General features: G+C 58.2%; 21 protein-coding genes. 15 read left to right on the top strand and 6 right to left on the bottom strand.

Going from position 1 to position 23,726, the window contains the following annotated elements:
* Positions 1 to 3: 3 nt before the first annotated feature.
* Positions 4 to 900 carry a quinoprotein dehydrogenase-associated SoxYZ-like carrier gene (locus tag B1781_RS20255; protein ID WP_078121391.1) on the bottom strand — a complete coding sequence of 299 codons (897 nt, stop codon included), beginning with the start codon at positions 898 to 900 and terminating at the stop codon, positions 4 to 6.
* 356 nt (positions 901 to 1,256) lie between these two features.
* Positions 1,257 to 2,126 (bottom strand): delta-class carbonic anhydrase, encoded by an 870-nt coding sequence (locus tag B1781_RS20250; RefSeq protein ID WP_125932200.1) that lies wholly within the window; start codon positions 2,124 to 2,126, stop codon positions 1,257 to 1,259.
* Positions 2,127 to 2,723: 597 nt separating this feature from the next.
* Here B1781_RS20250 and B1781_RS20245 point away from each other — a divergent pair.
* The 3 genes from B1781_RS20245 to B1781_RS20235 all read left to right on the top strand — a co-directional run bounded on the left by B1781_RS20245 (position 2,724) and on the right by B1781_RS20235 (position 6,639).
* On the top strand, positions 2,724 to 4,211 hold the full coding sequence (locus B1781_RS20245) for an aldehyde dehydrogenase (RefSeq protein WP_078121389.1): 1,488 nt from the start codon (positions 2,724 to 2,726) through the stop codon (positions 4,209 to 4,211).
* Between the two features lie 355 nt (positions 4,212 to 4,566).
* Positions 4,567 to 5,907 carry a glutamine synthetase family protein gene (locus B1781_RS20240; RefSeq protein WP_334223803.1) on the top strand — a complete coding sequence of 447 codons (1,341 nt, stop codon included), beginning with the start codon at positions 4,567 to 4,569 and terminating at the stop codon, positions 5,905 to 5,907.
* A 12-nt stretch (positions 5,908 to 5,919) separates the two neighbouring features.
* The gene (locus B1781_RS20235) at positions 5,920 to 6,639 is read left to right on the top strand and encodes a glutamine amidotransferase-related protein (protein ID WP_078121388.1); all 720 of its coding nucleotides are present in this window, start codon (positions 5,920 to 5,922) and stop codon (positions 6,637 to 6,639) included.
* Here the strand turns inward: B1781_RS20235 and B1781_RS20230 are convergent.
* On the bottom strand, positions 6,636 to 7,919 hold the full coding sequence (locus B1781_RS20230) for an NAD(P)/FAD-dependent oxidoreductase (RefSeq protein ID WP_078121387.1): 1,284 nt from the start codon (positions 7,917 to 7,919) through the stop codon (positions 6,636 to 6,638). The two genes, B1781_RS20235 and B1781_RS20230, sit on opposite strands and share 4 nt — an antisense overlap.
* A gap of 412 nt (positions 7,920 to 8,331) precedes the next feature.
* Here B1781_RS20230 and gabD point away from each other — a divergent pair, with 412 nt between their 5' ends.
* Both gabD and gabT read left to right on the top strand, forming a co-directional pair.
* Entirely contained in the window at positions 8,332 to 9,789 is a 1,458-nt protein-coding gene (gene gabD / locus B1781_RS20225) for an NADP-dependent succinate-semialdehyde dehydrogenase (protein ID WP_078121386.1), read from the top strand.
* Complete coding sequence (gabT, locus tag B1781_RS20220) at positions 9,789 to 11,123, top strand: 4-aminobutyrate--2-oxoglutarate transaminase (protein ID WP_078121385.1); 1,335 nt, start codon at positions 9,789 to 9,791, stop codon at positions 11,121 to 11,123. Before gabD ends, gabT begins: the two co-directional genes overlap by 1 nt.
* Before the next feature lie 66 nt (positions 11,124 to 11,189).
* Here gabT and B1781_RS20215 read toward each other — a convergent pair whose 3' ends face one another.
* On the bottom strand, positions 11,190 to 11,879 hold the full coding sequence (locus B1781_RS20215) for a VIT1/CCC1 transporter family protein (RefSeq protein WP_078121384.1): 690 nt from the start codon (positions 11,877 to 11,879) through the stop codon (positions 11,190 to 11,192).
* Between the two features lie 400 nt (positions 11,880 to 12,279).
* Entirely contained in the window at positions 12,280 to 13,410 is a 1,131-nt protein-coding gene (locus tag B1781_RS20210; protein ID WP_078121383.1) for a helix-turn-helix domain-containing protein, read from the bottom strand.
* A gap of 148 nt (positions 13,411 to 13,558) precedes the next feature.
* Here B1781_RS20210 and B1781_RS20205 point away from each other — a divergent pair, with 148 nt between their 5' ends.
* The gene (locus B1781_RS20205; RefSeq protein ID WP_164513487.1) at positions 13,559 to 15,532 is read left to right on the top strand and encodes a TonB-dependent receptor; all 1,974 of its coding nucleotides are present in this window, start codon (positions 13,559 to 13,561) and stop codon (positions 15,530 to 15,532) included.
* Between the two features lie 90 nt (positions 15,533 to 15,622).
* Positions 15,623 to 17,872, top strand: coding sequence for an MFS transporter (locus tag B1781_RS20200; RefSeq protein ID WP_078121381.1), 2,250 nt, complete (start codon positions 15,623 to 15,625; stop codon positions 17,870 to 17,872).
* Positions 17,873 to 17,934: 62 nt separating this feature from the next.
* Here B1781_RS20200 and B1781_RS20195 read toward each other — a convergent pair whose 3' ends face one another.
* Entirely contained in the window at positions 17,935 to 18,666 is a 732-nt protein-coding gene (locus B1781_RS20195; RefSeq protein ID WP_125932198.1) for a hypothetical protein, read from the bottom strand.
* 28 nt (positions 18,667 to 18,694) lie between these two features.
* On the opposite strand from B1781_RS20195, the gene B1781_RS23285 reads away from it, so the two are divergent.
* From B1781_RS23285 to B1781_RS20165, 8 genes are all read left to right on the top strand, one after another.
* A complete protein-coding gene (locus tag B1781_RS23285; protein WP_164513485.1) occupies positions 18,695 to 18,850 on the top strand; it encodes a hypothetical protein in 156 nt (51 codons plus the stop codon).
* A gap of 64 nt (positions 18,851 to 18,914) precedes the next feature.
* Complete coding sequence (locus tag B1781_RS20190) at positions 18,915 to 19,766, top strand: adenylyl-sulfate reductase (RefSeq protein ID WP_174575420.1); 852 nt, start codon at positions 18,915 to 18,917, stop codon at positions 19,764 to 19,766.
* 39 nt (positions 19,767 to 19,805) lie between these two features.
* On the top strand, positions 19,806 to 20,291 hold the full coding sequence (gene aprB / locus B1781_RS20185; protein WP_078121378.1) for an adenylyl-sulfate reductase subunit beta: 486 nt from the start codon (positions 19,806 to 19,808) through the stop codon (positions 20,289 to 20,291).
* Entirely contained in the window at positions 20,291 to 22,165 is a 1,875-nt protein-coding gene (aprA, locus tag B1781_RS20180) for an adenylyl-sulfate reductase subunit alpha (protein WP_078121377.1), read from the top strand. The genes aprB and aprA overlap by 1 nt, the downstream gene beginning before the upstream one ends.
* Positions 22,166 to 22,211: 46 nt before the next feature.
* Entirely contained in the window at positions 22,212 to 22,562 is a 351-nt protein-coding gene (locus tag B1781_RS20175; protein WP_078121376.1) for a hypothetical protein, read from the top strand.
* A 6-nt stretch (positions 22,563 to 22,568) separates the two neighbouring features.
* A complete protein-coding gene (locus B1781_RS20170; RefSeq protein ID WP_078121375.1) occupies positions 22,569 to 23,075 on the top strand; it encodes an FKBP-type peptidyl-prolyl cis-trans isomerase in 507 nt (168 codons plus the stop codon).
* A gap of 20 nt (positions 23,076 to 23,095) precedes the next feature.
* The gene (locus tag B1781_RS23280) at positions 23,096 to 23,257 is read left to right on the top strand and encodes a hypothetical protein (RefSeq protein WP_164513484.1); all 162 of its coding nucleotides are present in this window, start codon (positions 23,096 to 23,098) and stop codon (positions 23,255 to 23,257) included.
* Positions 23,258 to 23,338: 81 nt separating this feature from the next.
* Positions 23,339 to 23,722 (top strand): hypothetical protein, encoded by a 384-nt coding sequence (locus B1781_RS20165; RefSeq protein WP_334223802.1) that lies wholly within the window; start codon positions 23,339 to 23,341, stop codon positions 23,720 to 23,722.
* Positions 23,723 to 23,726 lie beyond the last annotated feature (4 nt).

The raw sequence follows: 23,726 nt of genomic DNA, 5'->3' as shown, positions 1-23,726 counted from the left end.
GAGTTACTGAAGGTTACTGCCGGTTGTCTGGCTGTGCATAAAGACATTGCCTTCGGTGTCTTTTGCAATCGCCGTCAACTCGGCTGTTTCGTCGTCATCCAACCGAAAACGGAAGCTCGGATTTTCGCTGATGCTGAAGGTGGTATCGGCGTGCAGCAGTTTTTCCTCTCCCAGCCAGACTTCGACTTCGTTGATGTAGTGTGTCGGGATATACAGGAGGGAAAGCTGATTCTTTTGCATACCCGTGTTGTTGGGGTGCGAGATCATCAATTGAACAAGTCTTGAGTCATCGGCAGCATCGTCCAACCTGAAACGCATCTTGCCCAACCTTTTAAGGTGCTCTTCCTGGTCGATATCCGGTGGGGCTGAGCAGCCTGCACCACGCGACTTCACCCACTGCTTATCGAGATACAAGATGCCTTCCGACGTTTCGGCGATTGCACGAATGTAGGTATAGCCGTTGACTCTGACTCGGGTATCTATTTCTTCGAGGCTTTTCTTGGGATTGATCGTGAAGACGCCCGCCGTGGGCATGGGATTGACGTCGACGACCAGGTAAACCTTATTGATGGTTTCGAAACCGGGTGGTCTGGAAAGTTTGATTGACACAGGGACGATAGCGTCATTCTCGGCTCGAGACGGCGCCTGAATCTTGATGATGCCTTGCTGTTCGATAATCGTGCGTTTACCGAATTGGCTCAGCCTCGTTGCTTGCCAACTTCGTTCGCTGTCTTCCTGCGTATTGGCACCGCGCCATTGTGAAGAATCAACGAGGCTTTGGTTGGGCTCCTGTTCGGCGGAGCTGTTCGGCGGTAGGAAGCACCATAGCAGGATGACTGACCATATAAGCAACTTGCCGGGTAACGAGACGCGCAACTGAGCGCTATCGATCTGTGCCATGCCCGATTGACCTCAATGCTTGCCCTAGAAAAATCTATTGGTGCAAAACTTGGGATTATGAGGATAGCAGCAGTACACATCCCACGCCACGAAGCGGTCAATGGCCATTGCTGAGGGCGGTAACAGGCCGCGAGATCGGGACCATCTGCACTATGAGCTGGCTTCTCGTCGGCATTTGGCGAACGATCTCGACGGAACGGCGAACCCCGGGGCTTGGTATGACAACGCCAGGCAGCATGCCTGGCCAATTCTTCGTTCGGTGCGGACGTTTAAGGGGATGTCGTAGCGTACGCTAGAGAATATGGAAGAATTGAACGGACGACCCCGGCCCGGCCGGGATCGCCTGTTTTACCCGCTCAGCGGACTATTTCGGAGAGCAGACTGGGGTTGACGACGAGATTCCGCACCCCATGCGCATGGTCTTCGTCGAACGTGTTCCCTTTGCACCAGGCTCCGACAGTCTTGGCGTCGACCTTCGCAACCTTGGGGCGCACGCTCCAGGATACCTGGAATGGAGACCCCACCTCGTTGTAGCTTGGTCCGGTCGTCGAGCCGGCGTATTGGATCGCGGTTCCGGTATCGTTGGGGATGTTCAACGCTTGGTAGAAGCCGTTAACTTTCCCATGCTTGGTCACGTCGGCGAAATCCAACGCGCTGGCGTCGTTCACCAACACATAGACTTGTGTCTCGACCCGCAGTTGCGGGTTCTTGATCGCCTCATTGAGACATGAGCCCAGCGTCGGGCCCGGTTCGATCTGTGCGCTCGAATGGACGTAATGCACTTCGATCGTGTCACCCACGCTCAACGCGCCGTGCTCGCCGGGACAGATTTCCTGAGCCACGGGGGCGAGTTCTTTCGCCGTCAAAGTACCCGAATATTTGTAACCTGATTTGAAGCCGTGACCGTCGCCATTGCCCGCGTAGGTGGTGAACTCGCCACCCTTGTGCTCGGCGTTTTTGTGGAAATGGATATTGCACAAGTTCATTTCCGTGTAAGCCGGTGCCTCGTTGAACACGAGAGGGTTGCTACCTTCGACCGAATCGATATCGCGTGGCGACTGGGGGCCGAAACCTTTGCCTGCCGTGCTTGCAGCCAGATTGGCTCTCTGCTCAGAGATGTAGTTGTCAGACACAATCTTTGTTTCGTGATGCGAACTGGTTGTGGCGCATCCGGAGAGGGCTAACGCGGTCACTACTGTGAGGGCGCTCGTTGCTGCAATTTTCAATGTTCACTCCTGAGTAAATGGTGTGGAGAACGTGATTCGACTTCGAATTGAGAGCCGAATCAGCGCGAATAGCAATAAACGGGGCGGGCTTTTCGTGTCAAGATGCTCAGTTCCTCTATCACCGGTGAATATCGGGTTGATTCACCGAGCCGGGTGTGTTTCCCGCTGCATGTGGAGTGGCTACAGCCGATCGGTGGTGCCTCAAAGGCGTGAGGGGAAAAATCTTAGACATGTGCCCCAAGTGCCGGATAGGGGGCTGGAGTTTGGAATGCTGCAGTCGAAGTTGTCGATGGCATCGGGGTTCACATCTCCCTCTCCGCATAATCCGCGGATAACCCTATTGCTCAATCCTGTCGGCTGAACCTCTTAACGGGGCGATGACACAAGCGACCAATCTATTGAGAGCTCGACAGTTCAGACAATTGCGAAGGGATTGTCACGGAACACTCGGAGCATTCGCGTTGTCGGCTGCCAGCGTCAGCAGCTGGGGTGTTGCTACCCGGAAGCATGCATCGACTCGCACCGAAAACACTCCCCTCAATCTCAAATGCGCGCTAGTCTGCGCGCAATGACGCAACCCCACCTGAGGCGAAAACGATGAAACAGGCGAGTGAATGGAAAGCCCTTGCAGGCGAGCTGCGTCTGCACGGCCAGGCTTATATCGACGGTGGATTCAGGCCCGCGTTGAGCGGCGACACGTTTCGCTCGATCAATCCCGCGACCGAACAGTGGCTGGTGGATGTGGCCAGCTGTGGCCAAGAAGACGTGGACGCTGCGGTCGCCAGCGGCTTACGTGCGTTCCGCGCCGGTACCTGGTCGAAGATATCCCCGGCTGAACGTAAGCGCGTCCTGTTGCGTCTGGCGGACTTGTTGGAACAGCATCACGACGAGTTCGCGTTGCTCGATTCCCTGGATGTGGGCAAGCCTATCGCCGAGATGGTGACCGTGGATATTCCGGAGTCACTCGATTGTTGGCGCTGGACGGCCGAGGCCATCGACAAGTTGTACGGCGAAATTGCCCCGACGGCAGCCCACACGCTGGGGCTGATCAGTCATCAGCCGGTTGGCGTGGTAGGCGCGATTACGCCTTGGAACTATCCCTTGCTGATGGCGACCTGGAAGCTGGCTCCGGCATTGGCCGCCGGCAATTCCGTGGTCATCAAGCCGTCGGAAAAAGCGTCGCTCAGCATGTTGCGCCTGGCGGAACTGGCAACCGAAGCCGGTCTGCCGGATGGTGTGTTGAACGTTGTGCCGGGCCTGGGTGAGGTCGCCGGCAAGGCACTGGCACTGCACCACGACGTGCGGGTACTGACATTTACCGGCTCGAGCCGTGTCGCCGGTATGTTGCTGCAGTATGCCGGGCAATCCAATCTGAAGCGCGTGTTGATCGAGGCGGGTGGCAAGTCGCCGATGCTGGTGTTCGATGACTGTTCCGACCTGGCGGCTGCGGCCAGGGTTGCCGCGGCGTCGATCTTCTCCAACCAAGGTGAGATGTGCATCGCCTGTTCGCGCCTCTACCTGCAAAACGGCATCAAGCAGGCCTTCCTCGACCAGTTGCTGCAGGTGGCTGCCGACTACCGCGTTGGCGATCCCCTGGATCCAGAAACCAAGATGGGGGCGGTGATCGACGCCACCCAGTTGGCGACGATCGAGCGCTATGTGCAATCCGCGATCGATCAGGGCGGATCGGTATTGACCGGCGGGCTACCCGAGTATGTGCAGGGGCAGGGGTTTTTCGTCAAACCTACGATCATCGACGACGCGCGCAGCGATATGGTTTTTGTCCAGGAGGAGATATTCGGCCCGGTGCTGGCGGTTGCGGGGTTCGCCACCGAAGCGGAGGCGGTTGAGCTCGCCAACGACACCATCTACGGACTGGGTGCATCGGTGTGGACCAGCGACCTGTCGCGTGCGCATCGGGTCAGCGGTGCGATCGAGAGCGGCATGGTCTGGGTGAACGGCTGGGGCGGCGGCGACTCCCTGATGCCCTTTGGTGGGGTCAAGGCCTCCGGAAACGGACGCGACAAATCGCTGCATTCGCTGGAGAAATACACCGACGTGAAGGCGGTCTGGATCAGTCTGTGACCGTCTGGCGGCCAGGCCGGCCAGACTTGGCTGCTGGACTCGTTCAGTAAACGCCTGTTGTCGGTCTGTTCGTGTTGCACAGCGAGCAAGCAGTAGCGCAGGGCGGCTCGAGGCAGTCGGAAGGGCAGACAACTTCTGCGCGCCGTAGCCTGCCGTAGCACGTCGCCAGGATCGCCGGCTTTCACCGTCAAATAATCCTGCAAAAATCGTGGTCGAAGATCCCAAACCAGGGCTATAAACAATCTGTTGTGAACCGCAAGGCGCCGACCGCCTTCTGTCGATAGAGACGCGCCGCTCGCAATTCGCTAATGTCACAGAATTGGGGGATCTGCTACGCGCAGGTCCAGAGGACGAGATGATGGATGCAAAAGACGATAGCGAATTCGACCTGTTTATTGTGGACCTGAACGGTAACCTGCGCGGCAAACGTCTGCCGGCCAGTGCACTGAAAAAGGTGATGAAAGACGGCGTCAAGCTGCCACGTTCGGTGGTGGGTTTTGATTTCTGGGGCAGTGACGTGCACGACAACGGTCTGGTTTTCGAGACCGGCGACAGCGACGGCATCTGTTGGCCGGTCGCTGACCAGGCAACGCCTGTCCCCTGGCTGGAACTCCCCCATCGACAGCTGATGGCGATGATGTACAACCCGGATGGCACACCTTTCGCGGCGGATGCGCGACAGGTCCTGCTTGGGGTGCTGCAGCGCTTTCAGGCATTGAACCTCACGCCGGTGATGGCGACTGAGCTGGAGTTCTATCTGCTCGACGGCGAATCCGAGGGTGCCGGTCGGCCGATCGAGCCGGCGCTGGGCGACGGTCGCGGCCGGCGCATGACCCAGACCGAGGGCTACTCGATCGACGAGATGGACGGTTTTTCGGAGTTTCTCGCCGACGTGCGCGAGGCCTGTGTCATTCAAGAGATCCCGGCGGATTCGATTACCGCCGAGATGGGCCCCGGTCAGTTCGAGATCAATCTCAATCACATCAATGACGCGGTCAAGGCGGCTGATCAGGCCGTGATGTTCAAGCGTCTGGTTAAAGGTGTGGCCCGCAACCACGGTTATGCCGCCACCTTCATGGCGAAACCCTACGGCGAACACAGCGGCAATGGCTTTCACGTGCATTTCAGCCTGTTGGATGAAAACGGCCGCAACGTATTCGACGATGGCACCGAGCAGGGCAGCGATACCTTGATGCACGCGGTGGCGGGTCTGATACACACGATGCCTGATTGCATGTTGATCTTTGCGCCACACCTGAACTCGTATCGTCGTTTCTTCCGTGGCTGTCATGCGCCGACATCGGCGACCTGGGGCTACGAGAATCGCACTACCGCGGTGCGCATCCCCGAGAGCCCCGGTATTGCGCGGCGCATCGAGCAAAGAGTGCCCGGCGCGGATGCCAATCCTTACCTGGTGCTGGCCTCGGTACTGGCCGGTGCCTTGTATGGGATCGAGAACAAGCTGATGCCGCCGCGACAGGTGGTGGGCGACGCCTACAGCACGGACATGGAGGCGCCGGAGTTGCCGCCCACTTGGGAGTCGGCGACCGACAAGTTTGAAGCCAGTACGGTATTGGACCACTACCTGGGTGAGGAGTTTGTGCGTGTCTACACGGCGGCCAAACGTCAGGAGCAACAGACGCTGAATAAGCGTATCACCGACGTCGAATACGAGGCCTATCTGGGCCTTCTGTAACCGGGTCAGCATATGAAAATCGGCATCCTCGCGACCGGTATCACGCCCGACGAACTGCTCGACGACTTTGGCAGCTATGCCGATATGCTCAGGGAGTTATTGCTCCCTGAGATCGCGGACGTCAGCTTCGAGACCTACGATGTGCGTGACGGGGTGTTTCCGGTCGCAGCGAGCGATTGCGATGCCTGGCTGATCACTGGCTCCAAGTCCAGCGCCTACGAGGATCTGCCGTGGATCCATCGGCTCAAAGCGCTGATCCGGCAGATATGGGAATCTCAGCGGCCAATGGTCGGTATCTGTTTCGGTCACCAGATCGTGGCTGAAGCGCTCGGCGGACGCGTGGAGCAGAGTGCCAACGGTTGGGGCGTGGGCCTGCATCGTTACCAGATGGTCGGTCCGTGGCAGCAAAGCGCGGGAGTGCCGGCTGCGTTGACCTTGAATGCCTTTCATCGCGATCAGGTGGTGGTCAAGCCGGAGGCTGCAGAGGTCGTGGCCTCGTCGGAATTCTGTCCTTACGCGGTGCTGGCCTATGGCGATCGCATTCTGACGATACAGGCCCATCCGGAGTTTTCGCTGGCTTATGAATACCTTTTGATCGCGCTCAGAAAAGGCCAGGCGATCCCCGACGAAGATGCAGAGCAGGGCCTGGCGACCCTGCGCCAGGCAAGAGACAGCACGGATTCTGCTGCCGTAGCCGCTTGGCTGGCGCGTTTTCTGACGCGTAGCCCTTAAATACCGAGGCGATCGCGCAGATCGTAGTACCAGGCGCCGAGTGCGGTGTAAGGGACACGCAACAGGCGTCCACCGGGGAAAGGGTATTGCGGCAGCCCGGCAAACACATCGAAGCGCTGCGCCTGCCCCCGAATCGCCTCGCTGATCACCTTGCCGGCCAAGTGCGTCGAGGTCAGGCCGTGGCCGCTGTATCCCTGCGCGTAGTAGACGTCGTCTCCAATCCGGCCGAACTGCGGCAGGCGCATCAGCGTCAGCAGAAAGTTGCCGGTCCAGGCATAGTCAACCTTCACCCCTTTCAGGTGCGGGAAGGTCTTCAACATCTTCGGCACGATCAATGACTCGATGCTTTCGGGTTCACGTGCGCCGTAGTTGACGCCGCCGCCGTAGATCAAACGCCGGTCGGCAGACAGCCGGTAGTAGTCGAGCAGGTAGTTGCAATCCTCGACGCAGTGATCATGCGGCAGCAGGGCCTGCGCCACATCGGCAGGCAACGGTTCGGTAGTGATGATCTGTGTGCCGCAGGGCATCGACTTTCTTTCCTGTTGCGGCAACAGGCCCGTCTGGTAGGCATTGCCGGCGACCACGACAAATTGCGCGCTGACGCTGCCACTCTCGGTGTGGACTTTGACCGTTTTGCCCGCTTCGATGCGCACCACCGGCGATGCCTCAAAGATGCTGCCGCCGAGCGATTCGATCGCATCGGCCTCGCCCAGGGTCAGATTGAGCGGGTGGAAGTGGCCGCCAGAGTGATCGAGCAATCCGCCGCGATAGCGATCTGAGTCGACGTAGGCCCTGAGGTCGTCGGCACTGAGTAACTGCAGCTGCGTGTGCCCGTAGGATTCCCACAAACGCTGTTGACCTTCCAACTCGCGCATCTGCTTGGCATTGCAGGCCGCGAAGATGCCGCCGGGCTTCAAATCGCAGTTGATCGCATACTGATCGACGATGCGGCGAATGATGTTTGCGCCTTCGAAGGCCATGCCGCCCATGGCGTCGGCGGTGGTCTTGCCATAGTGCTTTTCGATGAAATCAATGTCGCGGCTAAAGCCGTTGACGATCTGGCCACCGTTGCGTCCAGAGGCGCCGAAGCCGATCCGGTCGGCTTCCAACACGGTGACCTCGAAGCCGCTCTCGGCCAGATGCAAGGCGCTGGATAGGCCGGTAAAGCCGGCGCCGATCACGCAGATATCGCTGGCCATCTCGCCCTGCAAACTCGGGCGGACGCAGTTTTCGTTGGCCGAGGCCGCGTAGTAAGAAGCCGGATAAGCGCTGGGCAGCATGCTGCACCCTCCAAAACAAGCCGAAGAGATCAGAAACCTGGCCGAACAAACGTGGGTTGCCTGTTGGCAACGGCAGCAATATCCAAAGGGAACTGCGCGTGCACGTTTGAGTCAACTGGCGCAGAAGATTACGGGCAACGGGTGTGCTTGGGGAATACCTCCAGCAAAATAAATGGCGGCTGAACTTTGCATTCCGGAGGCGGTTCACGCGCACCGCGCGTCAGTCCGACCGCCAAGCCATTCCGGCGGAGCCGATACTCGTCGACGAGCCCAGCGTAGAGGGTCGGGTAAGGGCAATTCGGTGGCGTTCTCACCGACCGCAAAACAGACTAACTTTCTGGTGCTGAAAGCGTGCGACTGGAGTAAGTTGCGGCTTTGATGTGCCAGCCGAAAACCTGGGGAGGCTGATCAGGTGTTATCAATTGCCGATACCAAATTGTTCCGTCAGCAATGCTATATCAACGGTGTCTGGAATGCGGCCGACTCCGGAGGCGTTGCCGAGATTACCAACCCGGCTACGGGTGAAGTGATCGGCAGCGTGCCGAATTGTGCCGGTGCAGAAACCCGGCGTGCCGTCGACGCCGCCGAGGCGGCTCTGCCGGCTTGGCGGAAACTGACGGGGAAAGAACGTGCCTCGCTGATGCGTCGGTGGTTCGATCTGATCCTGGCCAACCAGGAAGACCTGGCGATCATCATGACCACGGAACAGGGCAAGCCGCTGGCCGAAGCGCGTGGCGAAATCGCCTACGGCGCTTCGTTCATCGAATGGTTTTCGGAAGAAGCCAAACGTGCCTACGGCGACGTGATCCCCCAGCATCAGGCGGACAAACGGATTGTGGTGATCAAACAACCCATCGGGGTTTGTGCAGCGATCACGCCTTGGAACTTTCCCACCGCCATGATCACGCGCAAGGCGGGTGCCGCGCTGGCTGCCGGTTGCACCATGGTGATCAAGCCTGCCTTGGAAACGCCGTTTTCGGCGTTGGCATTGTGCGAACTGGCCGAACGCGCCGGTATCCCGGCCGGCGTGCTGAACGTGGTGACCGGCGATGCACAGCCGATCGGCGCTGAACTGACCTCGAATCCGACCGTGCGGAAACTCAGCTTCACCGGGTCGACCGAAGTCGGCAAACTGCTGATGCGCCAGTGCGCCGACACGCTAAAGAAGGTCTCGCTCGAGCTGGGCGGCAACGCGCCTTTTATCGTGTTCGACGACGCGGATGTCGATGCGGCGGTGGAAGGGGCGCTGGCCTCCAAATATCGCAACAGCGGACAGACCTGCGTATGCGTCAATCGCTTCCTGGTGCAGGACGGCGTCTATGACGAATTCGCTGAAAAATTCGCGGCAACGGTCGAGCAGCGCCTGAAGGTCGGCAACGGTATGGAAGAGGGCGTGGCCCAAGGGCCATTGATCAATGAAGACGCCGTTGCCAAAGTCGAACAACACATCAACGATGCGCTGACGAAGGGGGCGAAGGTGCTGGCAGGCGGGGCGCGCCATACCTTGGGCGGCACCTTTTTCCAACCTACTGTTTTGACCGGCGTGCTGCCGGACATGCGCGTTGCGCGCGAAGAGACCTTCGGTCCGCTGGCGCCGCTGTTCCGCTTTCGCGATGAGGACGAGGCCGTACGGATGGCGAATGACACCGAGTACGGATTGGCAGCCTACTTTTACAGCCGCGATCTGGCGCGAGTCTGGCGTGTGTCAGAAGCGCTCGAATACGGGATGGTCGGCATCAATGCCGGCATCATCTCTACCGAAGTGGCGCCATTCGGGGGGGTCAAATCCTCAGGCCTTGGTCGAGAGGGTTCCAAATACGGCATCGATGAATATCTTGAAATCAAATACCTGTGTATCGGGGGTATCTAATGTCCAGTACGGATAATGTCGTTGGCACGAAACCAAACAACACGGCGGCGAGCAACCAGGCACTGATGGCGCGGCGCCAGCAAGCGGTGGCAAGAGGCGTTGCCAACATGCATCCGCTGTTTGCCGAGCGCGCATTGAACGCCGAAGTCTGGGATGTGGAGGGCAAGCGCTACATTGATTTTGCCGGCGGCATCGGCGTACTCAACAGCGGCCACTGCCATCCCAAGGTCATGGCCGCAGTGCAAGAGCAGATGACGCGTTTCACGCATACCTGCTTTCAGGTCATGCCTTATGAACCTTACGTTGCGTTGGCAGAGCGCCTGAATGCGATGGCGCCGGGTGATGCCGCCAAGAAGACCTTGTTTTTGACGACCGGCTCCGAGGCTGTCGAAAACGCGGTGAAAATTGCCCGCGCCTACACCGGCAGGCCCGCCGTGATCGCCTTCAACGGCGGTTATCACGGCCGCACCTCGATGACGTTGGCGCTGACCGGCAAGGTCGCCCCATACAAGATCGGGTTTGGACCTTTCCCTGCCGAGATCTATCACGCGCCTTTCCCGGTGGAAGTGCACGGCGTAACCATCGAAGACGCGTTGGCCGGTCTGAACAACCTGTTCAAATGCGACGTGGAAGCGAAGCGGGTGGCCGCGATCATCGTCGAACCGATCCAAGGCGAGGGTGGTTTCTATGTCGCACCGTTCGAGTTCCTGCGCAAGCTGCGTGAGATCTGCGACGAGCACGGGATTCTGCTGATCGCCGATGAGATCCAAGCCGGCGCGGCGCGCACCGGGAAGATGTTCGCCATCGAGCACAGCGGGGTAGTACCCGACCTGATCACTCTGGCCAAGAGCATCGCGGGTGGCTTTCCCATCTCCGCCGTGGTGGGACGCGCGGACGTGATGGATAGCGTCGGCCCCGGCGGACTGGGCGGCACCTATGCCGGAAGCCCATTGGGTTGTGCGGCTGGACTGGCGACCTTGGACGTGTTCGAGCAAGAAGGCCTGTTCGAACGTAGCCTGGCGCTCGGCGAGCGGCTGACGCAGCGCTTCGACGCGATGGCCAAGTCATACCCCTGTATTGGCGACGTGCGTGGCTTGGGCGCGATGATGGCGATTGAGTTGTTCAAGGATCAAGCCGGCAAACGAGTGCCCGATCCTGATCTCACGCGGCAATTAGTCGGCTTGGCCGCCGAACGGGGGCTGATCCTGCTGTCGTGCGGGATGTATGGCAATGCCATCCGCGTGCTGGTGCCCATTACCGCACCGCAAGAACAGGTCGATGAAGGACTGGATATTATCGAGAGTTGCTTGGCCAGTCTGACAGGCAACGCTTGATCGCACTGAGCTGTTGATAGCCTTTGGTCGGCGAGCGACAGCGATGCTGCACCAAGCATCCAGGGATCAAGCGGTCACACCGAAGAGTGCTCCTACGCCGGCTGTCAGCGCCATTGCCAGGGCGCCCCAAAAAGTTACTCTCGAAGCAGCCTTGAATACGGGTGCGCCGCCGACCTTGGCGGCCAGGGCACCCAACAACGCAAGAAACAGCAACGAGCTGCCGGCGACGGCCCACATGATGGCGGGCATCGGCGCGAGCAAGACCACCAGGAGCGGTAGGGCAGCGCCAACCGCAAAAGTGCCGGCGGACGCCAAAGCCGCCTGAACGGGGCGGGCGGCCAGGGTATCCGAGATACCCAGCTCGTCGCGTGCGTGAGCGCCGAGGGCGTCGTGGTCCATCAGCTGGGTTGCGACCTCTGCGGCCAGTTCGGGGTCCAATCCGCGCTCCACGTAGATCGCGGTCATTTCACGGTGTTCGAATTCAGGGTGCTCCGCAAGCTCTCTCTGCTCGAGATCGAGGTCTGCTCGCTCGGTATCGGCCTGCGAGCTGACCGAGACGTATTCACCTGCGGCCATCGACATCGCGCCGGCGACCAGGCCGGCGACGCCCGCGATCAAGATATTGTCAGCGCCGGCGCCTGCCGCCGCGACACCCATAACAAGGCTGGCAGTCGAAACAATGCCGTCATTGGCGCCCAGCACGGCGGCACGCAACCAGCCGACACGGTGTGTCTTGTGGTGTTCACGATGTTTCACTGAACAAGTACCTGTGCGATGTATTGGCTCGTCTGCGGTTCGACAGGGTCAGACCCGATTGAAAGAGTCTAGAGGGACACCTTTCAGTTGAGGGCGTCGAACCGGTCGGCGCAATCATGTGCGACCTAAACCCCGCCACTCCAACTTTGCTTAAGTTGTGGGGTATCCACACTGCGACCCAGCTCGAGTCGCACCCTATCTTGGCACAGTGGCTAAAGGGGGGCGATCGAGTATCTGAGTAAACTGATGCGTTGAGTTTCGGAAAGAGCCAGAAGCTTGCGTAAACTGTCGCGGCAAAATCACAGGCCGCCCTGCACCTGAACATTCTCAGTATCCGATAGTCTCCAGCAGGAAACGTAGACTCGCATATTTCACAGGCGCAAGTGCTACGTAGATCGCTTCACGCGATTACGTCGGATGATGGTGGGCGGCCAAAGTGTCGTCGGTAGGCCGCGCTGAAGGCCGACGGACTGGTGAATCCGACGCGGTAGGCTGCCTCTGCCACGCCAAGTCGATGCTCGGTCAACAGTATGCGTCCCGTTTCCAGGCGCCGAGACTTCACGTAACCGAATATTGTGGTGCCCAAGGCGAGCTTGAAGTGTGTTTGCAGGGTCGTGACGTTCGTTCCCACCTGGCGAGCCAGATCGAGTGTTTTTGGTGGCGCGAGTAGTGAACTGTCGAGTATCGAACGCGCATGCATCAGGCGATCGAAGTGGCTGCGCCCGATCTTCTGCACCAGCCTTCTTTCTTCGCTCATAAGCTGGGCGACTTCGAGCACGAACCGCAAGGTGTTGCTCTCCTGGTAGAGAGTGGCGAGTCCTCCACTGTACGAATGATCGAATGCGCAATGGCCGAGCGTGATGAGTCTCTGCGATAACGGCAGTGCTTCAACGTGCAGGTCTTGGCCGAAAGCGGCCAGTGTCGAAAGCTGTGCGTCACCGAAATTATCCGCGAAGCGTTCGAAGAACGCGGGTTGCAAGGTAACGCAAAACGACTTGAAGTATTGATCCGCTCGCATCCGACGAGTCCAGCGAGAATGCTCACCGAAGCCGATCAGGGTCGCCTGCTTGAGCGGATACTCCACTCGCCCGAAGCCTTCAATATTGATGCCGTCAAGGTTTCCTTCGAGTGTAATGGCGCAACTCACCTGAGGAGGTACGCTGCACTCGAATTCCATATCACTGTGGCAACTCATGGCATGCGATTCGTAGCGCAAGCCCGGTTGGACCTCTTGTATCAGCATTTGACCCGACCCAAAGGGAGTCTCAATGCTGGTGTCGGCGGTCGGTTCTGTAGCAAGTGCAATCTGCATAGACCTTTCCGCTGCCGCGCGGATGACGTTGTCGGCCGTCAATTCACCATCGATGTACATCTGACTTTGCGACATTTCGAAACATCCAGCACGGTTGCGGGTGCCTGCGGCGCGCCACCGAAGAGCGGGCGGCGAAAGTTGCGTTTCGCGCAGGTATTTCTCGGTTTCGCACACGCCCAGCGATAGCGGCTCGGCACTCGATTCGTTAATAATAATCATTCTCAATAAAAAATGCGAGCGAGGCCGAGATATGACTGCGCAAGGGCTGTGCCTAAGGTTGATAGTTCCCGTGTTGCTGGGTGGGGTGGCGGTTTCTGGGCCATATGTCGCGGTCGCCCAGGACGCTGCGGCTGCCGAAGCTGGCGCGTTGAACGCGATAACGCTCGACGCGATCACGGTTTCGGGCGAGCGCGTCGAGCGGTCGCAACAGGAAACCGCTTCCAGTGTGGTGGTGTTCGATGACCAGCGCCTTTCGGAACTGGCCGGCGCGGATCGGATCGAACAGGTGCTGGACCTAGTGCCCAACCTGCAACGCGGCTCGGGTGATACCGGCGTGGCGATCAGGGGGCAGGACACGACCGGAGTATTGGTGGGGGCAAACGCGTTCCTCGGTGGTACCCGGCCTCGCGCAACGCTGATGCTTGACGGTCGTGCGCTGAACTACAACGAATTCATCTACGGCCTCTCCTCGATATGGGATGTCGAGCAAATCGAAGTCTTCCGTGGTCCACAGACGACAACCCAGGGGCGCAATGCCATCGCCGGGGCCATTTTCGTCGAAACCAAAGATCCCACCTTCGTAACCGAAGGCGCCGGACGAGTAATCGTCGGCAGCGACGACACACGCCAGGCATCTGTCGCTTTGTCGGGCCCGCTGGTCGACGACCAACTGGCTGCCCGTATCGCCGTCGACGTGCGCAACCACGAGAGTTGGATGAACTACACGACACCCGATGTGTTCGTCGGTGCCAACCGTGAAGACGACAACTACGCGACTGCGCGCGCCAAGTTGCTCTACACCCCGAGCGATGTGCCGGATCTTGAGTTGCTGCTGACTTACACCTACCTGAATGCGACCAATCCGCAAGGCGAAACGGCGGATGAGCCTTACGACGATCGTGTGCAATTGGTACAGAACGGTGCCCATTGGGACACCGACGTGAATTCCTTCGCGCTGAACGCCACATATGCGTTGAACGACACGGCCGAAGTCGGTTTCACCGGTACCTATGCCGATTCGCGCAGTGAACGCTTTGCGGTACCTGGTTTCGGCACGGCATTGGTCGAGGCCGATGAATACTCTTTTGAAAGCGTGTTGCGCATCGATCCGCCGGGAGGAGAAGTGCGTGGGCTGCTGGGGGTTTCCTATTTCATAGCCGACCAAGACGAATCCAGCGACCTGTCTGCATTTCTCGGTTTCGGCGATTTCACCGACAATCAGCGCAGTCTTGGCGTGTTTGGTGAAGTAACCTGGGATGTCACACCGCGGTTGCATCTGACTGCCGGCGGACGTTGGCAGAGCGACTCGCAAGATCGCTCGGGAACATTGGGCCCGGTCGCCCTCGACTACGATGAGACCTTCGACGATTTTCTGCCCAAGGCTGAGCTTGCCTACGACGTGAACGATGACTTGGTCGTCGGTGCGTCAGTGCGCAAGGGCTTCAACCCCGGCGGCACGACACTATCCTTTACCACAGGCGACATCGACGAGTTTGACGCCGAAACTCTTTGGTCTTACGAACTGTTCACGCGCGCCAGTCTGGCAGACGGCGACGTGATCCTGTCGGGCAATCTGTTCTATACCGATTTCAAGAATGCCCAGCGCCCGCTGATCACTCTGGTCAATCTCCCTGGCGGCGGGACAGCCGAAACCACCGAGTTTTCCAACGCACCGGCTGCCGAAAGCTATGGCTTGGAGGTCGAAGGAATCTGGAAGGTGAACCCCGCTGTGCAGATACGAGGATCTCTGGGATACCTGAAGACCGAGATTACCGAAACGGTGCTGCCCAATGATCCAGTGCTTGGTAAGGAGTTCCAACGCGCGCCACGGTTCACCGCCGGGCTTGGTGTCGCCGTCCGCCCCACCGAACGGTTGACGCTCGATTTGGGCGTGCGGCACAACAGCAGTTACTACAGCGACGATGCCAATACGGCGGAGTTTGAGATCGATGGCGTGACGCTCGTCGATCTCAAGGCAGAGTACGATTTCGGTTCAGTGAAGGCCTTCGCATTCGTGCGCAACCTTACCGACGAAACCTATCAAGTCTGGCAGTTCAGATCGGACAACTCCTCCCTCGGCGATCCCCGCGAGTTGGGTATGGGCCTGGAAGCAACCTTCTGAGCTAACGCTTCAGTGGGGGCGATTCGATCAGAAGCGCCTCCGCTTATTGCCGTATCCCTGTTGGGTCTTTCGAGGAGTAAACGAAGTCCTATGCGTTGGCAGGTTCTTTCCGTTGTCGGGGCACTGTATGCGGTGCAGTTCGTTCCGGCGATCTTCGTATTTATGACCTTGCCGATCATCATGCGCGAGGCGGGGCATTCCGCCACGGTTATCGGTCTGGTCCAGTTGGTCGGCATTCCTTACATTTTCAAGTTTGTGTGGGCGCCGTTGATCGATCGGTTCAAGCCTGGGCGCTATCGATACAAGTCGTGGATCGTCGTGCTTTCCACGATCCATGTCGCGGCGCTATCCGTGTTGGCGTTCATGGATCCGTCCGGTCCCGTCGTCCCGCTGTTTGTCGTGCTGTTCGTCGCGGTAGCTGCAGTGAGCACGCAGGACGTTGCCGTCGACGCGCTATCGATTTCGCTGATGCGCTCGAGTGAGCGGGCCATCGGTGCCACTTTTCAGAGCTTCGGCATCTATTTTGGCGCCGTGGTTGGCGCTTTCGGATTCCTGCACCTCTATGACGAAATCGGCTGGACGGCAGTCTTGTTCGCGCAGGCCGCCCTGTTTGCTCTGCCGCTATTGCTGCTGGTGTTGGTCGAAGAGCCACGGCGCCCGCGCGATGCGCCACCGATCAGCTATCGCACTGTCTTGCACTTTTTCGCTCAACCGGGCATTCGCCGCTGGTTGGCTTTGTTGGCCACCGTGCGTCTTCCCTTGGTGTTCGTCTCGTTGCCGATTCGGCTGATGATGGTGGACGAGGGTATGACGAAGGACGAGATCGCACTCTGGTTTGGCCTGATTGCCATGAGCGCGGCGGGTGGGGCGGCGCTGTTGATTGGCCCACTTATGCGCAAGCTGCCACGGGTTCGGGCGCTTTTCGTTGTCGGGCTGGTTAATTTGGCGGTTCTGGTCGTGGTGTATTTCGTTGCAGCGCATCTGCCCGAGGCCGTTCGCTATGCGATCGTGATCACCTGGGCCGCGGTGGCAATCACGGACACGGTATTGTTGCGCGGCGCCATGGACAAGGCACGTCTGCAATCCCCCGGCTTCGATTTCTCAGTTCAGGTGGCGCTGTTCACATTGTTGGCAATGCTCACCAGCCCGATTTCCGGTGCACTTATCGACAGCCAGGGCTATGTGCCGGCGTTTGTCATCTCGCTTGTGCTTGCACTGGTGCCGCTGACTATCCTCGGTCTATGGTTTCGCTCACCGGATGAAACTTCGGCGGCGGAACACGATGGCAAGGCGGTGGTTTCGATCGGAACGTTGAGGACCCGTCGGGCTCACGCGATCCTGGACAGCTGCGAGGCCCACTTCGCAGAGCACGGCATCACTTGCCGTCGGATCAAGCCGGACTGTTTGCTGATGGAGGCCATGGGCTGCAAAGTGGAGATGCTGGGGCATGCGACGGCGGTCGATATCCGCATCGAGACGCCGACGGACAACTTCATGATCTTTATCCGCGACGAAATCGTCGAACACGTCGGTGAAATTGATCTGCGAGCGGCGCAGTCGATGCGTTGGTCGGGTGGTATTGGGGTCGGTGAGCTGCCGTCGAACTTTCGCATCCTGCGTGCCGTGCGGCGCCAAGAGATCTTTCCAGGGTTCATCCGCGTGACGCTTGCTGGCGTTGACGTCGAGGCGCTGACCAGTGGCGGCATACATATCAAGGTGATGATGCCCGCCGAACGCGGCCGCAAGCCCGTTTGGCCCGTGATCAGCGAGAATGGCGGTATTGCCTGGCCGGAGGGAGACGATAAATTACACGCCAGGTTTGTGACGATCCGCCATATCCGTTTGCAGGAACGCGAGATCGACATCGATGTTGCGCACCATGCCGGTGGCCTGATTTCCGACTGGGCAGCTCTGGAGGGCGACGATCAGGAGGTAGGCGTGATGGGCCCCGGCGGCGATACCGATCTGCCTAAGACGGAAAACGTCATCCTTGCCGCGGATCTGACAGGCCTGCCGGCCTTGGCGAGGCTTATAGAGGCATCGCAAGGCCGTGTGACTGGCTGCCTGTTCGCCGCCGCGCCGTCGCAGCAGGTGCTCGAGGATTATTTGCCGCCGTCAGGCCTGCAGGTGAGGGCACTGAACCCGGCGACCTTCGCCGACGACGTGGTCGACGGGATCAGTCATTGCACCACGGACAGCGTGCCTTATGCCTGGTTTGCTGGGGAGTTTGCCACCGCCCGTACGTTGCGGACCGTTTTGCAAGAGCGGTTCGGCCTGCATAAGAAGCAGCAACACAGCATGGCCTATTGGCGGCAAGGTGAGCCCGGGCATATGCCGTAACCAGTCGAAACCATCCAGTTGAGCGTCGTAGGATTTTATCGTCTGCTGCGCGCGGGCCGGGCTCAGTGCATAACAGCACTTGGATTTCGTCGCGCGCTGTCTGCATGGGTCTCGTAGTACGCACGCATGATCTTTCGGCAGTGCGCCGAGTACTGGCCGCCGGCAACTTTGCGCATCCCCATTTCGAAGAACTCTCCTGCTTCTTCGGGTAGATGAGCGACCAGAAAATCGTACGAGGCCTTGGCCAGTTCGCCGTCGCCGGTACGGGTCGCGATGATGCAATGGTTAAGGCAAAGCAGGCGCCATGGCCGGTGCCTCTCGTGTTTGTTCAGGTCTGCCTTCAGAAAAGGGTCTGCGGCATGAACAATGTGTAAGCTGATTTCGTACAAGGCTTCGAGTTCACGGCGGTCACGCGCGCCGTTGGCGGTCATGGCGAGTCCGTTGACAACCAGTCCGATCTCGCGAATCTCACCTTGTCGTTTGGCGATCCACAAACCCACGGACAGTGCCAGTGCGTTGATGTTCTTGTGCTTTCCGGATTCCTCGCCGATCACGAAGAACAGCCGTTCAAGCAACTGCAGCACTGTTTGTCCGAGTTCGGTAGCGCGCTGCGGGGTGCAGGGCGTGTTGCCTGCTTCTTCGCCTAGTAAGGTTTGGCAAAAAGCGGCTGCGGTGGTTTCGGCATCGACCAGGAATGACAGATGCCGGGGTTCTCTGGGGATGGCAGCAATCAGCCTACGCATTTCGGTGTGCGTTAAATCGGATCGCAGAGGTGAAGATTCACGGCACGCCACAATCTTGCCTTCTTTGATGAGAATGCGAATGATTATTATTTATGACGAGGCATTCGTCAAGGGTCGGCGGCGCATGCGTCGTGTCGATCGGCTAAGCCATGACCAGCCGGCCAAGCAGCCTAAGAGCTTGAGCATCAAACGAGTTTATGCGGCCCGAAAAAACAGTGAGTATCAACCCAAATGAGAATGGTTCATATTCTCACAGCAACCCAACAAGACAACCCAACAGTCAGAGGAATACAGCAGAGATGTTTACGAGTAATCCGTTTGCTGAAATCTCATCGCTCATTCCCGCTGCCGTTATGCAGGGCTACGTCATCCTGATGGTGCTATTGGTCATCGGGGGTACCGTGCTCGACATGATTCACAAAGGCAGTGCGAAATACTTTTTCGAGAATGCCAAAGCGGCACAGAAGAACGCCAAGCGAACAGTGAGTAGTGGGGAAAAGGCATCATTGGCTGTGCAGACGGTCGCCAATGAAGTGCTGACATCCTCGGAGTTCAAGAACCCGAAGCGGCGGATATCTCATTTGTTCACGATGTATGGGTTCATCGTTTTCGTCGCTACCAGTGCCGTGCTGATTTTTTCCTACCCGACGCCGGCAGATCAGGCGCCGGCACTGCTGTCGTTCCTATGGCATCTTGGCGCCCTGATGTTGTGCTTTGGTGGATATTGGTTCTGGTTCTTCATCCGCGTTGATGTATTCGCCGAAGGTTACCCCTGGTATCGCCTCGCACGCGCCGATCTGTTTATCGTTTCTCTCCTCGCAATGGCTACGTTTGGGCTGATCTGGTCGATTTTGCAGGCGACCTCAGCAGGCGCGTGGAGCCTGTTCTTCTTCGTGCTCTTCGTCATCGCCAGTACGACTCTGTTCAGCACGGTACTGTGGTCGAAATTTGCACACATGTTCTTTAAGCCGGCAGCGGCTTTTCAGAAGCGCGTGATCAAAGCCGATGGCTCGCTTGAGAATCTGCCCCAAGATTACGATCTGACCGATCCTGCGGTTCAGGCCAAGTACCCCGACATCCCGGAATATATGGGTAAGAACCCGCCGGACATGGGACTGGGAATCAAGCGTGAAGCGCCGAATCATTATTGATGTCGATGCATTGAATCGAGATACCAAGAGGAGCTGACTATGCCGACTTTCGTGTATATGACCCGCTGTGATGGTTGTGGGCAATGCGTTGATATCTGTCCGTCAGACATCATGCACATCGATACCACTGTACGACGTGCATACAACATCGAGCCGAATATGTGCTGGGAGTGTTACTCGTGCGTTAAAGCGTGTCCGCACCAGGCGATCGATGTCAGAGGATATGCGGATTTTGCGCCGTTGGGGCATTCGGTGCGTGTGAAGCGCGATGAGGAAAAAGGCGTCATTGCGTGGAGAATCAAGTTCCGCAACGGCGAAAAAGACATGGATCTACTGGCGCCCATCACGACCAAACCTTGGGGAAAGCATATTCCGCAGCTTCGAGATGTGCCGGCGCCGACTCAGGAACAGCGGGACAGTCAGTTGCTGTACAACGAACCGAAGTACATCCGTTTTGACGATGGTGGTCTCCACACCCTCGAATCCAATGGCCTGAAGATGATCAAAGGGGTGGAGGGCTACTGATGGCGTATAAGACGATTGTAGAAGACAACATCGATATCCTGGTTGCCGGCGCAGGGCTCGGCGGAACCGGCGCGGCTTTTGAAGCCAGATACTGGGGTCAGGATAAGAAGATTGTCATTGCCGAGAAGGCAAATATCGACCGCTCCGGCGCGGTGGCGCAAGGGCTGTACGCCATCAACTGTTACATGGGTACCCGTTTCGGTGAGAACAACCCGGAAGACCATGTGCGCTACGCGCGGATCGACCTGATGGGTATGGTGCGCGAGGATCTGCTGTTCGACATGGCGCGCCATGTCGACTCTGCGGTGCACCAGTTCGAGGAATGGGGCTTGCCGCTGATGCGCAACCCGAAGACGGGCGCCTACCAGCGCGAAGGCCGCTGGCAGATCATGATCCACGGTGAGTCGTACAAGCCAATCGTGGCAGAGGCCGCGAAAAAGGCGGCCGACAAGGTCTTCAATCGGATTTGTGTCACGCATCTTCTGATGGATGAAAGCAAGCCGAACCGTGTCGCCGGTGCCGTGGGATTCAATGTGCGCACCGGCAACTACCACGTCTTCAAGTCCAAGACCGTGATCGTCGGGGCCGGTGGCGCCTCGAACATCTACAAGCCGCGCTCGGTCGGCGAAGGCGCCGGGCGTGTCTGGTACGCTCCCTGGTCTTCAGGTTCTGCCTATGGCCTGTTGATCGGCGCCGGCGCCAAGATGACACAGATGGAAAACCGTATTGTGTTGGCCCGCTTCAAGGACGGCTACGGACCGGTTGGTGCTTACTTCCTGCATCTTAAGACCTATACCCAGAATGGTATGGGCGAAGAGTACGAGTCCAAGTGGTTCCCCGCACTGGAAGAGATGGTTGGAAAGCGCTATCTCGATGTCGAGGCATCGCACCGTACGCATCGCCCGATTCCCACCTGCTTGCGCAATCACGCGTTCATCAGCGAGGTCAACGCCGGTCGCGGGCCAATTCATATGGTCACGATGCACTCCTTCCAAGATCCTCACCTGGAGGAGATCGGCTGGCACAACTTCCTCGGTATGACTGTGGGTCAGGCCGTGCTGTGGGCCGCCACGGATGTTAACCCGAAGTACGAGAATCCGGAGCTGACGACCTCGGAGCCCTATGTAATGGGATCTCACGCTACCGGTTGTGGTGCCTGGTGCTCCGGCCCGGAAGATATCTCGCCTCCGGAATATTTCTGGGGCTACAATCGCATGACCACGGTTGAAGGGCTGTTCGGTGCGGGTGACGCAGTCGGCGGCACGCCACATGCTTTCTCTTCAGGGTCGTTCACCGAAGGAAGGCTTGCGGCCAAGGCTGCCTGCAAGTACATCGATGAAGGCAAGGCCGCTGGGATCAGAGTTTCCGATGAGCAGATCAACCGCCGCAAAGCGGAGGTCTACAAGCCGATGGAACATTACCGAATCTACCGCAACGAGATCACGGCAGGGTCGGTTAACCCCAACTACATCAACCCGCGCCAGGGCCTGGACCGTCTGCAGAAGCTGATGGATGAATATGCTGGTGGGGTGACCGTCAGCTATATGACCAACGAGAAGCTGCTGAACATCGGTCTGAAGAAGATGAAGGTCTTGGAAGAGGATCTGGAGAAGGTCGCGGCTGAAAACATCCACGAGTTGCTGCGGGCCTGGGAACTGAAGCACCGGCATCTGACGGCCGAGTCGGTTTTTCATCACACGCTGTTCCGCAAGGAAACCCGCTGGCCGGGTTATTATTATCGCGGTGACCATATGAAAGTGGACGACGAAAACTGGCATGTGTTGACGGTTTCCCGGCGCGATCCACAAACGGGCGAATACACGATGGAAAAGGCGCCGTGCTACCACTTGGTGGATGCCAAGGATGATGCGTAGTCGGCTTACGGAATGGAGCCTGCGAGCACGTAGAGAATAGAGAGCGTTGAATATCATCGATAACACCGACCAGGAGATTCTGGCGATAGCCGACCCCTGGTGGGATGAACTGGTCGAATACTCCAACACGGGTCAGTACGGCAAGTTCATCAAGAACTTCGCTTACTCCCTAATGCAGGGCCTTAATGAGATCGAAGTGGGAAGGCAGTTTTCGCAGAGTGATCTGGCCAGAAACCTGTCGGAAGACAAAGATTTTCTCGGCATCATACGTCGCGGCGAACATGTTACCGTGATGTACCGGGTACGCAGCACCAAGAAGCCCGGTGAGTGGCTTGGCAGGCTGGTGCTGGGTTATGAAAAAGGTCAGGTAAAGATATTTGGTGCGTCGATCTTCTGAGTGACCATGAAACAGACTGTACAGAACAACAAGTTTGTCGAGCTTACCTACGAGGTCATCGATGAGCAGACAGGGGGAGTTCTCACTGCGGTGGACTTTCCGCTGGGTTATGTGCACGGTACCAATGAGGTTCTTGCTCCGCGGGTTATGGCGGAGTTGGAGGGAAAATCGGTCGGCGACATCATCGAAGTGCCGATTGATTGCAATAAGCTCTACGGGCCGCGCGATGAATCCCTGGTGATTACCGACTATATAGAAAACGTGCCGGCCGAATACCGACAGGTCGGCACCGCCATCCTGATGGAAAACGACCGGGGTCAAACCAAGAGTTTTCTGGTTACGCGGGTAGACGAAAACACCCTGACCATCGACGGGAACAATCCCCTCTGTGGCCGGGAAGTGATTTTCAAACTCGAAATCCTGACGGTTCGTGATGCGACCGGTGAGGAAATCGAGGCTGGCGGCAAGGTGGACAAGGGGCCAGAGATCGGCGGCGCAACCGTACCGATCTGAATATTAGCGAGAGGAAAACGATGAGCGAACAGAAGCAAGAAAAGCCAAGAGTTCCAGATGGCCACACACGTTTTGTGATCACCAAGCAGAAAGAACCCAACGACAAGGGGTTTGTCGGTTACGAGACCATCTGGGAGCCCTGGCAGAAAGAAGTCGAGTACACGACGCCCAAAAAGCCATAAGTACTTTCGGCTATGTGAACCTGGGTGTAACGCACGGGGGCAACGCGTTTTCCTGCGTTCACTGGATGCTCGAGGAATTTGGTGGCTTCCGGGATTGCGTCCTGCCTTCACAAAGTGCGTGTAAGCACATCTTTCTTCCACACTCTGGGGCAGACGATGGATTTGCAACTCAATCCCGATGCGTTCGATAAGCAGCAAGCTGTCTTGGTCGATGAGTTGGTTAAGACCATCCAGGTCAAGCTGGTCGAAGCGGGGCTGGGAAAAAGCGACATCAAAGATCTCACTGCATCGCTGGCGTTCAGCATTACGTGCGTGATCGACGGCATCGCCGATATCGAATCGGGCGGCGAGCAAGTCCGGCCCTATCTTACTTTTCAGGTAAACGACGAACTCGTCCACTGCGGCGAGAATTCGTTCATGCACGAATTGATCTACGACGCACTGGGCAGGCTTGTCAGCGACTGACGGG

The organism is Thiosocius teredinicola (genome assembly GCF_002009425.1).
GTDB classification, from domain to species: Bacteria; Pseudomonadota; Gammaproteobacteria; order Chromatiales; family Chromatiaceae; genus Thiosocius; species Thiosocius teredinicola.
The sequence above is the reverse complement of the archived record's forward strand: the minus strand, read 5'-3'. Positions and strand labels throughout refer to the sequence as shown.

Excerpts from the sequence above, each read along its gene's own strand:
- B1781_RS20255 (WP_078121391.1), bottom strand. The coding sequence starts at position 900 with ATGGCACAGATCGATAGCGCTCAGTTGCGCGTCTCGTTACCCGGCAAG.
- B1781_RS20245 (WP_078121389.1), top strand. The coding sequence starts at position 2,724 with ATGAAACAGGCGAGTGAATGGAAAGCCCTTGCAGGCGAGCTGCGTCTG.
- B1781_RS20240 (WP_334223803.1), top strand. The coding sequence starts at position 4,567 with ATGATGGATGCAAAAGACGATAGCGAATTCGACCTGTTTATTGTGGAC.
- B1781_RS20235 (WP_078121388.1), top strand. The coding sequence starts at position 5,920 with ATGAAAATCGGCATCCTCGCGACCGGTATCACGCCCGACGAACTGCTC.
- B1781_RS20230 (WP_078121387.1), bottom strand. The coding sequence starts at position 7,919 with ATGCTGCCCAGCGCTTATCCGGCTTCTTACTACGCGGCCTCGGCCAAC.
- gabT (WP_078121385.1), top strand. The coding sequence starts at position 9,789 with ATGTCCAGTACGGATAATGTCGTTGGCACGAAACCAAACAACACGGCG.
- B1781_RS20210 (WP_078121383.1), bottom strand. The coding sequence starts at position 13,410 with ATGATTATTATTAACGAATCGAGTGCCGAGCCGCTATCGCTGGGCGTG.
- B1781_RS20200 (WP_078121381.1), top strand. The coding sequence starts at position 15,623 with ATGCGTTGGCAGGTTCTTTCCGTTGTCGGGGCACTGTATGCGGTGCAG.
- B1781_RS23285 (WP_164513485.1), top strand. The coding sequence starts at position 18,695 with ATGATTATTATTTATGACGAGGCATTCGTCAAGGGTCGGCGGCGCATG.
- B1781_RS20190 (WP_174575420.1), top strand. The coding sequence starts at position 18,915 with ATGTTTACGAGTAATCCGTTTGCTGAAATCTCATCGCTCATTCCCGCT.
- aprB (WP_078121378.1), top strand. The coding sequence starts at position 19,806 with ATGCCGACTTTCGTGTATATGACCCGCTGTGATGGTTGTGGGCAATGC.
- aprA (WP_078121377.1), top strand. The coding sequence starts at position 20,291 with ATGGCGTATAAGACGATTGTAGAAGACAACATCGATATCCTGGTTGCC.
- B1781_RS20170 (WP_078121375.1), top strand. The coding sequence starts at position 22,569 with ATGAAACAGACTGTACAGAACAACAAGTTTGTCGAGCTTACCTACGAG.
- B1781_RS23280 (WP_164513484.1), top strand. The coding sequence starts at position 23,096 with ATGAGCGAACAGAAGCAAGAAAAGCCAAGAGTTCCAGATGGCCACACA.